Genomic DNA, 13218 nt, shown 5'->3' with positions numbered 1-13218 from the left:
TTAGTTTTCGAGTTCTTCGACTAATTGAAGGTAGATCCCCTCGCTCGTTTCTACATCCATGTCTAGAAGCTTACATCCTGGGAAGGTTGGCGCAAGGATGGCTTCGTCCCACTCAGGTTCGATGCCTTGGTCCGCGAAGTTTTCGACTGCTACATCAAGATCGTTGACTTCGTAGGCCACATGGTTAAGTCCGTTACCGTGCTCCTCATGAAACGCCTCTATTTCGGGGTGTCCCTGTGGCTCTTGGACTTCAATGTAGGTCTCTCCGACTTGGTAGACCGCTGCATCGTAGCCAGCCTCGGGCATCTCGCGATAGTCGACCAAGGTCATGCCGAGGACGTTCTCGAAGAACGGGCGGTAGTCGTCAATATCGCCAACAGTGTACGCCACGTGGTGAATGCGCTCGAATATCTCGTCTTTCTCGCTCATAGGGGATTCACTCCGAAAGCAACTCAACTACGTTACCGTCTGGATCGTACATGTAGGCCACTTCAGCTCCGTTCTCGAGTGTTTGTGGCGGATTGATGAATTCGACGCCATCCGACCGGAGGTCATCATAGATTGCATCGAGGTCGTCCACTTCGAGGCAGAAGTGCGCTGCGCCGATATCGTTGTTCGAGACGCCGTCATTGGCGTTGTCTCCCGAAGGATGGTTGTATTCGAGCAGTTCGACCGCACAGCCATCCGCATCGAGGAAGACGAGGTCAACGTCGACGTTCTCAACACCGACAAACTTACTGAATTCCTCGCTCGCAAAGGAAAGCTGATCTAGTTCCTCCATGCCGAGAGTGTCTCGGTAGAATCCGAGAGCCTCGTCCATGTCTGATACTGTCACGCCGTAGTGGTGGGATTGTCCAATCATTGTAGTCTCCGTGGATTCAGTTGTAATTGTGGTAAACTGTCTTTAATTGCGTGTACTTAAGGAAGCCGTACTTACCGTCTTCGCCGCCTAGGCCGGATTCATTCCAGCCGATATGGTGGCCGTGCCACGATTCACCGAGCGTCCGATTAATGTACGTCTCGCCGAACTCCAGTTCCTCGGCAACGCGCATCGCTGTCCTGTAGCTATCTGTGAACACGTACGAGGAGAGTCCGTAGCGTGAGTCATTGGCATACTCAACAGCGTTCTCCAGTGAGTCAATCTCCATAATGGGCGTCACTGGGCCGAACACCTCGTTCTGCATGATATCCATATCCTGGTTGACGTCAGTGATGACCGTCGGTTCGTACCAGTAGCCTCTTTCGAAACTATTACCCGACGGGCGAGAACCGCCCAACAATACTTCCGCACCATCATTACGGGCCCGTTCGACGGCTGCCTCCGTCTTTTCGAGCTCCCGTTCGTTAACTTGTGGTCCCATATCGGGATTGTCCTCAGGTTGGCCGAGTGTGACGTTCTTGGCTGCTTCGACGTAGCGCTCTTCGAATTCCTCTCGGACGTCACCGTGGACATACACTCGCTCAGCACAGGTACATACTTGTCCCGTATTGGTAATGCGTGCTGTCAGAATATCTTCTACGGCTTGGTCAATATCCGCGTCCTTCCAGACAATGACCGGGGCCTTCCCGCCGAGTTCAAGCGAGACTTTGGTCAGATTGTCGGCGGCTGCTCTCATGATGGCCTTACCCGTTTCGACACTCCCGGTCATCGATATCATATCGATCGAGTCAGATGAAACGAGCTGAGTGCCAACCTCACCGCCACCAGTAACGATGTTCAGCACGCCATCGGGAAGGTCAATCTCCTCGTCAATGAGTTCGGTGAGCCGTAGCGTTGCGAGCGGCGTCTCTTCGCTTGGCTTTGCAACAAGGGTGTTCCCAGCGACAAGCGCAGGCGCGAACTTGCGTATAAAGACCGCAATGGGATAGTTCCAGGGGATGATACCCGCGATGACTCCAAGCGGGTGTCGCTGCAGGTGAATTGACTCTCGACGCGTATCGCCAGGAAGGATATCACCCTCGATACGACGGTCCCACTCGGCCATGTATTCACAGAGGTCCGCAGATGCCTCGATTTCTCCCAATGCTACGTTACGAGGTTTTCCCTGCTCTTTGACGATGAGATCTGCAAGTTCTGATTGGTGGTTCATCATGAGCTCTGCCACTTCTCGAACAAGTTCACCGCGTTCGCGGGCCGGTCGGCGTCCCCAGTCAATTTGGGCCTTACCGGCAGCGTTTATGGCCGAATCGATCTCCTCTGAGGTCGCGTTTGGGATATCTGTGATTACTTCCTCAGTCGTTGGATTTCGAACTTCGATGCTCTCAGTTCCGGAGGGTACTCGCCATTCGCCAGCGATATACTGACCTCCAAGTTGATTTTCTTCCGACATCAGTAGGAACACTGACTGGGTCTCACATATACTTTATTGTGGTTTCGAAGATATATGGCTGAAACATAATCATCGCTCCTCCATTGAGGAGGAAATAGCTGACTGTTAACCCCTTAGATGATCCTGCCTTTGCTCTTGCTTCGGATCTCCTCGGTCGACTTCAGATCTTTATCGAACATGTCAGAGTAAAATTGAAGCAAATCAGGATGTGGGCGATTGTCGTACCCGGCATTCATACCTTCACGGTGGAATTGTTCAACGAAGTTTCCAAGCGGGAGGTAAGTCTCGTACTTTTCGGCAAGACTTTTGAGTTCGACGAGATCCTTGTGGGCTACGTCGAGATGGAACTTGTTTCGATAAATACCCTCGGCGTCATCAAGGGCGAAGTGCTCGTCGAAGTGCTTATCGAACTCGTTAGAGAAGAACGAATCCAGCTTATCGTCGTAGATTTGCGTCCAGTGTCGAAGCGTCCGATATAGCGTCGAGGGATCAACACCGAACTCGTCGGCCAACAGCACACCCTCAATGAAAATGATAAGTGTAGTCTGGCCGACATGGTTGTGAATAAGCTTAACGAACTGGCCGTCGCCAACATCGCCGATGTGGTAGACGTTGCTTGCGATGGCCGAGAGGATATCCCGCTGAGCCTCAATACGTTCAGGATCACCGCCCATCATGATCGTGAGCTCGCCCGCCTGTGCTCCAACCTCTCCGCCTGTGATGGGGCTGTCAAAGTAATACATGTCTTCCTCCTTTGCCTGCTCGCCGAGTTCGCGTGCAGTAAGTGCAGAGAGTGTACTTGTATCAAAAATATCTGTCCCAGGATCCCCATGCTCCACAATCGCGTTAACTGCATTACGACTTGCGTCAGGGTGGGGCAGGGAGAGGATAATGACCGACGCACGCTCTGCAACCTCAGCGCTGTCCTCGGCGATGTCTATACCGTGTTCGGCAGCGGCCTCGCAGGCCTCTTCTGAGAGGTCGAACCCTATAGTCTCGAAGCCCTGCTCAGTGAGATTTTTACTGATACCGTTTCCTACCTTTCCGAGACCGATGACTCCTACCGTCATACGGTTACAAGTCACAATAAAGGGGCTTAAATAAGTTGTGGGAGTGTTAGCTAATATGGCATTTCTCGTAATGATGGATCTTCGACGGAGCCTATTTGGGCAAGAGACACGAAGCCCCATCCATGACGTCAGACGCACAATTGGTGGCCGTTCGTTCGAACTGGTGGTGGAGCCATGTCGCGGTCGTCCTGTGGACGATAGTTCTTGATTTGTTTCTCCTCATCGGTGGCTCATTGAACCTGACGCAAACGGCATCACTTTTAGCTCTTCAAGCATGGCTGTTCGTATTCTTAACGTTCACTATCGCCGCATTATTCGGATTCTATTATGACGCAAGAGAGATTCAGGACGCTGGACAGGAGTGGAAGCCTACGTGGTGGATGTACATCGTCGGATCATTCATAGTGACACCATTGCTCACTTCCGCTCTTTATTTGTTTCAGCGGTATCGCCATGTTGGCATTCGCTACCGTAGGTGGCAGGTGGGGCCAAGCGAACGAGTTACAGACGGGTAAGATCAAGTGAAGTATTTCTCTTTAAGGCTCCCGAAGTATTAAAAGGTTGAGTAACCTCCGGCACGATAATGGCTGACAAAACACAGACTTCGTTCGTAGAGACAGACCAGCTTATCGGTGATGCGTTTCGCGAAAACTCGTTTCAGGCAGCGCGAGCGCTCGGACAGCTTCTGCGTACTACCTACGGTCCATGTGGCAGAGACAAATTTCTCATTGACCATCTTGGGACGGGATACATCTCGAACCAAGGAACGGATATTCTCGATCGGCTTAACATCGCCAATCCTGTGGCACAACTCATAGTCAACGCCTGTAAGTTCTCCGAACGATACGCAGATGGCTCGACGTTTGCGGTGCTTGTTACCTGTGAGTTGCTCAAAGAGGCCGAAACTCTTGTCGAGTCGGGACTCTCCCCAATTGAGATAGCGCACGGGTTTGAGCGTGCCTTTGTCACGGCGGAGGCAGCTCTCGATGATGTGGCAGTACCTCTCAAACTAAACGAACGGGAGCGGTATGCGCTCGTCTCAACGGTGACTTCCGGTAGATTCACTGATTCATCCGCCAAGCACCTTCGGCGGGTCGTCCTTGACGCAGGTGATGTGCTTGCTCCTGACGTGGCGGTCAGTCGGGTCTACTTTGAGGAAAGTATCCGGCTGGGTCTTGACCGTTCGAGAGTAGTTGCAGGTACTATTTTACGCGCCAATCCGACGCATCATGACATGCCCACGGACATCATGAACGCAAATATATTGCTACTTTCCGAGCCGGTCACGAAACCAAATCTAAAAGACCTATTCGGCGAGGAGAGCGTTACGCTCGGCAGCATGGCGACCCTCCAGGGTGCTACCGAATCTACTCAGCAAGTGTTTGAAAAACGTATACAGGATATCATAGAGAGTGGCGCCGATGTGGTTGTTTGTCGGGGGAGTCTTGACAGCTCCGTCGTCTATGAGCTCGCCGCTGAAGGAATACTTGTCTTTCATCAAAATGACGTCTCAGAGGAGGACTTGTCTCGGGTGCACAGGGCTGTCGGCGGCACCATAGTCCCTCCAAAGGACATCAAGAGTGCGAAACTTGGGCACTCCGGTCGAGTGACGGTGACGAACATCGGCTCGGGTACCATCAAAGGCGTTCTCTTCGCCGATTGTGACGATCCCGACATCGTCTCAATCATTGTCCACGCTGGGACTGCCTCTGGTTCAGATCATGCCAAACGCATGCTGAAGCAGGGAATTGGATCGCTAGCAGCCGTCTACGATGACCCGCGGGCCGTTCCAGGCGGTGGGGCGACGGAACTTGAGGCTGCCCGCACAGTTAGAGACATCGCTGCTGGCGTTGGGGAACGGAATACACTCGCCATAGAGGCGTACGCCGATGCACTTGAGTCAACGGTTGCACAGCTTATACAAAATACCGGCCATGATGCACTTGACGTCTTACCCCAATTGAAGGCGGCCCACGCCGACGGGACTGACGATGCGGCCGTTGATGTCGGAAGTGGCGGTGTAACAACCGCATATGAATGGGGAATTATCGAACCGTACGAATCTAAACGCCTTGCCCTCCAGGCAGGTACTGAGGCTGCGATTTCGCTCCTCCGTATCGACGCACTACTTCCACGTACCGGTGGAGAAGCACCTGACCTCGGCCCTGATGGCAATCCGATGAGCCCGCCAGACGTCGGGTGGGGAAGCGGGAATGTTAACTAGTAAGTGGAATAGGCAGTTGTCGTATCCACCTACGTAATTTAGCGGATGTATTTTGGCGAAATTAATTACATTTATGTATTGTCATTCCTATGCATCGTTCGTCCGAGTGTGATAGTGATTGTGGACCAAGTTCCACGAAACCACCTATCATACAAAAGGGCGCGTGAGCCACTATGCCACACGAGAACGAAAATACGAAACGGAGAGAGGGACACGGAGACACTGCCGCCGTACCGCAGGCAAGTACGGATAATGAGTCCCGTAGAGGCTTTTTAAAGGGCGTCACTACCGCGGCTGCGGCTGGAACGACGCTGCTGGCTGGCTGTGCCGGCGGTGGTGATGGAGGCGGTGGAGGTGGAAACGAATCTGGCGGTGCACCAAGCAAGCAAGCTGTGCACTACATCTCGATGGAACAATCCCCAACGTTCCAAAACTTTTGGAAGAAGACTGCCAAGAAATTCGAGGAGGAAAATGGACAAAAGGTCAAAGTAACGTACGCTTGGGACACAGGCTACAACGAACGTATTGCCCAACTCGTACAAGCCGGAAATCCACCGGATATCATTAACCTCGAGGACTTCAACGTCGGCCAGTATGTGAGCGATGACCTGCTCCGTGATGTCACAGGATCCGTCGACGACTTCATGCAGCAAGTGAACTTTCCTAAGGAGTTCCGGATTAAACAAGACGGGAAAGATAGATGGTGGCCATCTTTCTGTTGTCCGAATGTCCGTTGGTACCGTGGTGACGTGATCGAAAACATCGGATTTGAGGGTAGCGCCAGCAATGGTACCCCTGCAACCTTCGAGGAATGGGGAGAATTCCTCCGAATGGCTGACGAGGCTGACAACAACTTACGCGGCGGAGCCTTAGGTGTCAGCGCTGAACTCTATGGGACAAACACCACGTTATGCCACCTTTGGGCCCGTGGCGTCACCATGAGCAAGCGGGAAGGAGATGAAACCAAAGTCGCCCTAGGGGACCACCGTGGTGCCATCGGAGAGTTTCTCAAAAGCATGAAGGAGTACTACCAATATTCTCCTAACTCTACCACGTGGAGCTGGACCGAAGCCATCGACTCTTTCGCAGACGGCAAAGTCGCAGAGGCGTTCTATGGGGGTGCGCGTCCCCAGCTTCAGGCATGGGACCGCGGTCGAGACTTCGCTAAGGACGTTCTTCCCGGTCCGTTTCCAAATGGCGAAAATTCCGGTGATTCCTGGGACTACACCTTTCCCTCTGGATGGGGTTTCGTAAAAGGGAGCAGTCAGCCAGAAGCTGCGAAAAAGTACGTCGCCTCCATAATGATGAATCAAGACCTGTTGATGGAACTCCTGCAGATGGCACCTGTCCATAACGCGCCGCTTGGGAAGGAGATGCGTGACCCCTCTCATGAGGTTTGGGATGTCGATATGGTCAACGAAGCCATGACAGAAGAACAGCTTAGAATGTATCTCGAGCAAATTCCGAAAGGTCGGGCACTCTCATACGAAACGAATCCTCCAAACCACAAGACTTCAGATATGTTTATGTCGTTGGGCCTTGGAAATATGGTGTTCCAGCATGTGGGGAACAATAAGTCAGTTAAAGAAGCAATAGACACAGGAATCTCTGACCTCGAAGAATCATTATAAAAGTTCCAAATTAACATTCATGAAGATCACAAATAATCACAGGACGCATCCAGGGACGCCCAATTATGAGAGCTCAATCCGAAATCAGGCAATCAGTGAGTTACACGCATGAGTACAATTGACGACACAGTGTTAGACCGCCTAAGCAAGACCCGACGATCCTCCGAGCGAGTTCTCTCGTCACTGTTTGAACGTGACTCACTATTGTTGGGAATGACCATCGGCCCGGCCCTAGCGTTAATGATCTTGGCTGCGTTCCTACCTGTCATCTGGGCGCTCAACCTTAGCTTCCACGAAGCCAGCGCACTTAGCCCCTCTTGGACGTGGGTAGGAATGGAAAACTATGTGAGTTTGATGGAGAGTCAGTCATACTGGAATGCCTTTAAGCGGAGTCTGATATTCGGGTTCGGTTCTGTAGGTCTCCAACTCGTAGTCGGGGTTGGGGTCGCGTTGATGCTATCACGTGAGTTTCGAGGAGTCATCCTTGCTCGCGCGATGATTTTCCTCCCGTACCTTATCCCCACGGTTGTAGTAGCGTTGGTTTTCCGACTCATGCTTAACGGGAGCTACGGAATCTTAAACGTCTTCCTCATGGATCTTGGCCTCATCAATACCCCCGTCAATTGGCTCTCAAACTCTGATCTTGCCATGATTAGCCTCATCGTTCTCAACAGTTGGAAATTTGCTATTTTCATTACTATTATGGTTCTCGCTAAACTCCAGTCCATTCCTCAGCAATATTACGAAGCAGCAACCATGAACGGTGCAGGACCGCTTCGGAAGTTCAGAGACGTCACCTTTCCTCAGATCAAAGGAGTCATCCTACTCGTTCTCCTGTTGCGGGGTATCTGGATGTTTAACAAGTTCGATATTATCTGGGTCACAACTGGCGGAGGTCCTGGAGACGAAACTGCCACGCTCCCAGTCTATATTTATGAGACTGCGTTTCTCAACTTTAACCTTGGCACAGCTGGCGCCATCGCTGGGACTTTATTCGTGTTCCTCGGGTTCGGTGCAATAATCTACTTCGCCGGCTTCAGTCCGGCTGAGGAGGTGGGAAGGTAATGGTATACACTGATAGGATTGCCAATCAAATCGCGTCGTTAACCGACTCAGATAAGCTTCCCTTTAGGCAGAAACAGAAGCTCCGTAAATACGGACTCTACGTGTTGGTAACAGTAACGTGTTTACTCTTTATGTTCCCTGTCTATTGGATGATAGTGGCGTCGATCCAACCATACGACGCGATTATCCAAAATCCCACTTGGGTCCCACTCGACGTCCTTTCACAAGTGACCATTGGATCGTACGTTCAGATCTTTGTCAATCGAGCCTTCGATCGATGGTACTTCAATAGTATCGTGGTGGCCATCATCGCTATCATTGTGACCGTGGCCGCCTCGACACTTGCGGGATACGGGTTGACGCGCGTGGAATTCCGGGGTCGTAAGACATTTGCTCGGCTCATCTTGTTTAGCTACATGTTCCCCCCGATCCTATTAGCGTTCCCGCAGTATCAGATATGGCAGCAGATAGGATGGCTGAACACCTATCACGGAATCGCAATCGCCCATATTGCGCTTTCGTTACCGTTTGGAATGTGGATGATGTGGAAGTTCTTCCAGACAGTACCCATTGCGTATGAGGAAGCAGCATGGATGAACGGTGCATCCAGATTCCACTCCTTCAAGGACGTTGCGATTCCAATGGCGAAACCAGGGATGGTAGCCGTCGCCATCTTCACGTTTGCGGTCAGTTGGAACGACTTCACAATGGCTACGATTCTCCTCCCTAACCAGTCGATGCAGACACTCCCACCCGCAGTACAGACGTTTACTGAACAGAACACAGTCTACTGGGGACAAATTATGGCAGCATCGGTGCTAATGTCTATTCCCCCGTTCCTACTCGTGTACAAATTACAAGAGAGCATCCTCGAAGGATTCCGAACTGGAGGCCTATAGTATGAGTCAGAGTGAAAATAACACCCAGATAGCGCTTCAGGACCTACGTAAAGAGTTCGATGTCCCAACGGGCGTCGAAGTTGCAGTCGACGGTATAGATCTTGAAATCAACGAAGGCGAATTTGTCACACTAGTCGGACCTAGCGGGTGTGGAAAGACGACGACCCTACGATGCATCGCAGGACTTGAGACAGCGACCGAGGGGACACTTCTCCTCGAAGGAGAAAACGCGCTCAATACAGCGCCGCAAGACCGCGATTTGGCGATGGTGTTCCAGCGGACAGCACTTTACCCCCACATGACGGCGCGGAAAAATATCGAATACCCTCTCAAATTAGCTGGGATGACACGCAACGAGCGAACAGAGAAAGTTGAGCGGGCCGCCGAAATTGTCCAAGTTGACGGCCTTCTTGACAAGTACCCTGGTGAACTCTCCGGTGGGCAGCAACAGCGTATTGCCATCAGCCGCGCCATTGTCCGCGACCCTGTCGCCTTCCTCATGGACGAGCCGATGAGCGACTTGGACGCGAAACTCAAGCGCCAGATGCGCAAGGAACTCGGCAAGATTCATCAAGAACTCAATGCGACAATCATCTACGTCACCCATGATCAGGAGGAAGCAATGACGATGTCGGACAAGATTGCCGTGATGAACGATGGAAAGATTGAGCAGGTTGGTACTCCGCAGGAAGTATATCAAGAACCCACAAATAGCTTCGTGGCGCAGTTTATTGGCTCACCTGAGATTAACATGATCGACGCCACTGTTGTCGACATCGACGAGGCTCGGACGGTGGTCGACATCGAAGGTGGACCGAGTCTGGCGTTCGAAACCGGTGAGTACCTCCCCGAGAAGGCCGACAAGGACGCCGTCTTAGGATTCCGTCCTCGTAAGGTTGAGGCCGCGGAGGGGTCCGCCCCGGGGATCGAAACGACAGTTTCGCTGCACGAGCCCCTTGGCGACGAGACGCTGATGTACCTTGAGGGACCGCAGGGGGAACTTCGGGCGGTCGTCCCCATCGACACAGAGATCCCCGAGGGCAACGAGGCGACGATCGTTCCTGAGGTGGCGGCCACCTATCTGTTCAATCGGCGGACGGGCGAGCGGTTCTCCCGCGGGTATTTGGACAGCGACGAGGTAGCCGAAACCGTGGAGACCCGGCGCGCCGGACAGTAAGCCACAGCGGCCGCTTTCTCACGGCGTCCAGCGAGCGTTGCTTCTAGCCGTCGGCGGTCGGTGCAACACGATCGGTCTTCACGGGGCGAACTCCCATTAAGTCCCTCCCCTTGTCGAATTGCCACCTGCAGATTGTCGATCGGCGGGACTGTTATACCGGTTGGGAATCGTTGACCGAGCATGCGCGGCCTCACGGCGGATGAAGTCAGGGAACTGGCGCGGCACCTCGGAACCGACGTTCAGGCAGACGAACTGGCCGCTGTCGGAGAGGCGATCGGGTCGCTCCTCGACGGTGCGACAGACATTCCTGAAGTCACGGAGTCGGTCGCCGACGAGTGCCATGCGTCGCGGACGTGACGTGAGCCCCGAAACGATTCCCACAACGCAATCGTGACTGAGTGCACCACGGAACCTGGCGTCGACCGCGGACCGCTCTCGGGCCTGCGCGTCGGCGTAAAAGACGCCATTGCGGTCGCCGACGTGCCGATGGAGGCTGCATCCGGGGTACTCAGCGGATTCGTTCCGCGAACGGACGCAACAGTCGTCCGCCGCCTCCTCTCGGCGCGGGCGTCTATAACGGCGAAGACGAACCTCGACGAGTTCGCCGGAAGTGCGCATGGGACGACCGCCGCGTCAGGGCCGATCACGAACCCGTGGGACGAAACGTGTACCGCAGGTGGATCTCCCGGCGGCAGTGCGGTAGCGGTAGCTCGCGACCGTGTCGACGTCGCGCTCAGCACCGATACCGGCGGATCGATCCGTATTCCGGCGGCGTTCTGCGGCGTCGTCGGCGTGAAACCGACCTACGGTCTCGTTCCGCTGACTGGCATCGTCGAGAATACCTACACGCAGGATCACGTGGGACCGATGGCGAACTCAATCAGGGACGCGGCTCGGACCCTCGAAGCGATAGCTGGACCGGACGAGGGTGATCCGGCAAGCCTCACTCCGACAGGAGGGGAAAGCTACCAGATCGGCGGATACGTGGACGCAGTCGAACGTGGACGAGAACCGAGTGATCTGACGATCGGTCTGCTCCGGGAGGGGGCGATCACAGGGGTCGACGACGGCGTCGTCGAGCGAACCAGCGCAACTCTCGATCGGCTCGCCGACGCGGGAGCGTCGTTGCAGTCAGTCTCCGTCGATGGGTATGAGCACTTCAAAGCGGTGAAAAACGTCGTCAGCGTCTCCGAGATCGCCGCCCACTGGCGAGCGTACGCGGCACCGTATCGACGAGGCGGGAGGGTCGAGCCTGCCTATCAGGCCGCGTTCGCCGACAGTCGGCGCGACGCGAGTCGTACCATGAACCACTTCTACAAGGGAAAGATACTGGCCGGGGCGTACCTCATGAGGGAATCCTCCGGGACGCTATACACGAACGCACGGCAGTTTCGGGAGGTCCTTCGGGAGGAACTCGAAGATGCGTTGGCCGGCGTAGACGTTCTGGTGACCCCGACGACCCCGTCGACGGCACCCCGCCTCGAGGAGGCCGACGATCCGGGGTTCGACTACGCGCTGAACACCCGTCCGGCGAATGTCACCCGCCTGCCTGCGGTGACGATTCCCAACGGTACGGTCGGCGGATTGCCGACCGGACTTCAGCTGATAGGGTCTGCCTTCGACGAGGCGGAACTCCTCGCCGCCGCGGCGGCACTCACCGAGGTGACTCCCGGAGCGTGAGCGTTACTCGGGATGCAACGCCGCATGGATGATTTCGTGGTCAAATTCGTCGCCGGGGAGCTGGCGTTCGATCGCGGTCTCGGCCTCCCAAACCGGGAAGGTGTGTGTGTTGATCGCGGCCACATCGTCCGCACGCCTTTCGAGGATGGCCATCGCCCGCTCCACGTTGTGTGCCTGACCGCGTCCGCCGAGCAACTGGATCTCGTCGTGAACCAGTCGATCAGTGTCGAGTTCCGTTTCCGTCCCCATGATACCCGGAAGGACGATCTTCCCGAGGGGTGCGACCACGTCGACAGCCAACTGGAGCGCCTTCGAGGACGGCGCGGTAACCACGACTACCTCCGGACCGTCGCCATCAGTGAGGGTGGCGATCTCCTCCACGGGGTCGCCCTCGTCAACATGAATCACGTCCGTAGCGCCGAAGGACTCACCCAGGCGAAGGCGCTGGTCGTCCGAAGAAAGGCCGGCGAGGACGAGTCTATCGGCGCCCGCCTCGTCTGCGACGATCACCGAGGCGAGACCCTGCGCCCCCGGTCCGACAATGACGATGTCCTCTTGGGGATCGACGTCTCCTTTCGTCAGAATCCACCGGACACCGTTGCCCACGACCGTCCCCAGACACGCCGCCTCGGCCGGGACGCCGTCGGGAACGGGATGCGCTCTCGTGTTCGGGTCAAGGTACATGTACTCCCCGTATCCGCCCCAGAGGTGCGGCGGGACGTCCGCCGAGATTGTGACGCCGTAACACCGACCCTCGTCGCACATGTGGTAGTTTCCGGTCTGGCAGTAGTGACACTCGTAGCAAGGGATGTACGGTTCCGGTATGATCCTGTCGCCCACCTCGACGCCGACGCGGTTGAGGGTCTCGGGATCGCCGTCGGCGATGCAGCCCACCACCTCGTGGCCGAAGACGAGCGGGAACGTATTGTGGTAGGACTCGCCAGTGTATATCCCGATGTCCGTCCCACAGACGGAGGTCATCTCTACGTCCAGCAGCATGCCGCCATCATCCACGTCGGGGACGTCGAATTCGCGCGGACGGAGTTCGCCGACGTCGCTCAGTACCATCGAGGTTGCACTGTCGGACCTCGCCATGGCGTCCCTGCAATGCGATAATACATAAATCTATACCACCGACGGAG

General features: G+C 54.9%; 13 protein-coding genes. 8 read left to right on the top strand and 5 right to left on the bottom strand.

What is annotated here, in order from left to right; genetic code table 11:
* From CNO20_RS11040 to CNO20_RS11025, 4 genes are all read right to left on the bottom strand, one after another.
* Entirely contained in the window at positions 1-429 is a 429-nt protein-coding gene (locus CNO20_RS11040) for a VOC family protein (protein WP_101296162.1), read from the bottom strand.
* Between the two features lie 7 nt (positions 430-436).
* Positions 437-862, bottom strand: coding sequence for a VOC family protein (locus CNO20_RS11035; RefSeq protein WP_101296161.1), 426 nt, complete (start codon positions 860-862; stop codon positions 437-439).
* 16 nt (positions 863-878) lie between these two features.
* The gene (gene aldA / locus CNO20_RS11030) at positions 879-2330 is read right to left on the bottom strand and encodes an aldehyde dehydrogenase (RefSeq protein ID WP_101296160.1); all 1452 of its coding nucleotides are present in this window, start codon (positions 2328-2330) and stop codon (positions 879-881) included.
* A gap of 113 nt (positions 2331-2443) precedes the next feature.
* Positions 2444-3520: an NAD(P)-dependent oxidoreductase gene (locus CNO20_RS11025; RefSeq protein WP_101296159.1), complete on the bottom strand. Its 1077-nt coding sequence runs from the start codon at positions 3518-3520 to the stop codon at positions 2444-2446.
* A 2-nt stretch (positions 3521-3522) separates the two neighbouring features.
* On the opposite strand from CNO20_RS11025, the gene CNO20_RS11020 reads away from it, so the two are divergent.
* From CNO20_RS11020 to CNO20_RS10990, 8 genes are all read left to right on the top strand, one after another.
* Positions 3523-3915, top strand: coding sequence for a hypothetical protein (locus CNO20_RS11020; RefSeq protein ID WP_101296158.1), 393 nt, complete (start codon positions 3523-3525; stop codon positions 3913-3915).
* A gap of 68 nt (positions 3916-3983) precedes the next feature.
* Positions 3984-5624 (top strand): TCP-1/cpn60 chaperonin family protein, encoded by a 1641-nt coding sequence (locus tag CNO20_RS11015; protein WP_101296157.1) that lies wholly within the window; start codon positions 3984-3986, stop codon positions 5622-5624.
* A 173-nt stretch (positions 5625-5797) separates the two neighbouring features.
* The gene (locus CNO20_RS11010) at positions 5798-7255 is read left to right on the top strand and encodes an ABC transporter substrate-binding protein (protein ID WP_101296156.1); all 1458 of its coding nucleotides are present in this window, start codon (positions 5798-5800) and stop codon (positions 7253-7255) included.
* Between the two features lie 108 nt (positions 7256-7363).
* Positions 7364-8320 (top strand): carbohydrate ABC transporter permease, encoded by a 957-nt coding sequence (locus CNO20_RS11005; protein WP_101296155.1) that lies wholly within the window; start codon positions 7364-7366, stop codon positions 8318-8320.
* Positions 8320-9219, top strand: a complete 900-nt coding sequence (locus tag CNO20_RS11000) for a carbohydrate ABC transporter permease (RefSeq protein WP_101296154.1) — start codon at positions 8320-8322, stop codon at positions 9217-9219. The genes CNO20_RS11005 and CNO20_RS11000 overlap by 1 nt, the downstream gene beginning before the upstream one ends.
* 1 nt (position 9220) lies before the next feature.
* Complete coding sequence (locus tag CNO20_RS10995) at positions 9221-10396, top strand: ABC transporter ATP-binding protein (RefSeq protein ID WP_101296153.1); 1176 nt, start codon at positions 9221-9223, stop codon at positions 10394-10396.
* A 180-nt stretch (positions 10397-10576) separates the two neighbouring features.
* Positions 10577-10753: a hypothetical protein gene (locus CNO20_RS23015; RefSeq protein WP_158237408.1), complete on the top strand. Its 177-nt coding sequence runs from the start codon at positions 10577-10579 to the stop codon at positions 10751-10753.
* Between the two features lie 33 nt (positions 10754-10786).
* Complete coding sequence (locus CNO20_RS10990; protein WP_158237407.1) at positions 10787-12076, top strand: amidase; 1290 nt, start codon at positions 10787-10789, stop codon at positions 12074-12076.
* Positions 12077-12079: 3 nt separating this feature from the next.
* Here CNO20_RS10990 and CNO20_RS10985 read toward each other — a convergent pair whose 3' ends face one another.
* Positions 12080-13171, bottom strand: a complete 1092-nt coding sequence (locus CNO20_RS10985) for a zinc-dependent alcohol dehydrogenase (protein ID WP_101296151.1) — start codon at positions 13169-13171, stop codon at positions 12080-12082.
* Positions 13172-13218 lie beyond the last annotated feature (47 nt).

It is taken from the genome of Halegenticoccus soli (assembly GCF_002844195.1).
Classification (GTDB): Archaea; Halobacteriota; Halobacteria; order Halobacteriales; family Haloferacaceae; genus Halegenticoccus; species Halegenticoccus soli.
Note: the sequence above shows the minus strand (reverse complement) of the source record. Positions and strands in the feature narration are given on the sequence as shown.

Bases quoted from the DNA above. Each gene is read 5' to 3' on its own strand.
- CNO20_RS10985 (WP_101296151.1), bottom strand. From the start codon at position 13,171: ATGGCGAGGTCCGACAGTGCAACCTCGATGGTACTGAGCGACGTCGGC.
- CNO20_RS11005 (WP_101296155.1), top strand. From the start codon at position 7,364: ATGAGTACAATTGACGACACAGTGTTAGACCGCCTAAGCAAGACCCGA.
- aldA (WP_101296160.1), bottom strand. From the start codon at position 2,330: ATGTCGGAAGAAAATCAACTTGGAGGTCAGTATATCGCTGGCGAATGG.
- CNO20_RS11040 (WP_101296162.1), bottom strand. From the start codon at position 429: ATGAGCGAGAAAGACGAGATATTCGAGCGCATTCACCACGTGGCGTAC.
- CNO20_RS11025 (WP_101296159.1), bottom strand. From the start codon at position 3,520: ATGGGGCTTCGTGTCTCTTGCCCAAATAGGCTCCGTCGAAGATCCATC.
- CNO20_RS11000 (WP_101296154.1), top strand. From the start codon at position 8,320: ATGGTATACACTGATAGGATTGCCAATCAAATCGCGTCGTTAACCGAC.
- CNO20_RS23015 (WP_158237408.1), top strand. From the start codon at position 10,577: ATGCGCGGCCTCACGGCGGATGAAGTCAGGGAACTGGCGCGGCACCTC.
- CNO20_RS11020 (WP_101296158.1), top strand. From the start codon at position 3,523: ATGACGTCAGACGCACAATTGGTGGCCGTTCGTTCGAACTGGTGGTGG.
- CNO20_RS10995 (WP_101296153.1), top strand. From the start codon at position 9,221: ATGAGTCAGAGTGAAAATAACACCCAGATAGCGCTTCAGGACCTACGT.
- CNO20_RS11015 (WP_101296157.1), top strand. From the start codon at position 3,984: ATGGCTGACAAAACACAGACTTCGTTCGTAGAGACAGACCAGCTTATC.
- CNO20_RS11010 (WP_101296156.1), top strand. From the start codon at position 5,798: ATGCCACACGAGAACGAAAATACGAAACGGAGAGAGGGACACGGAGAC.
- CNO20_RS11035 (WP_101296161.1), bottom strand. From the start codon at position 862: ATGATTGGACAATCCCACCACTACGGCGTGACAGTATCAGACATGGAC.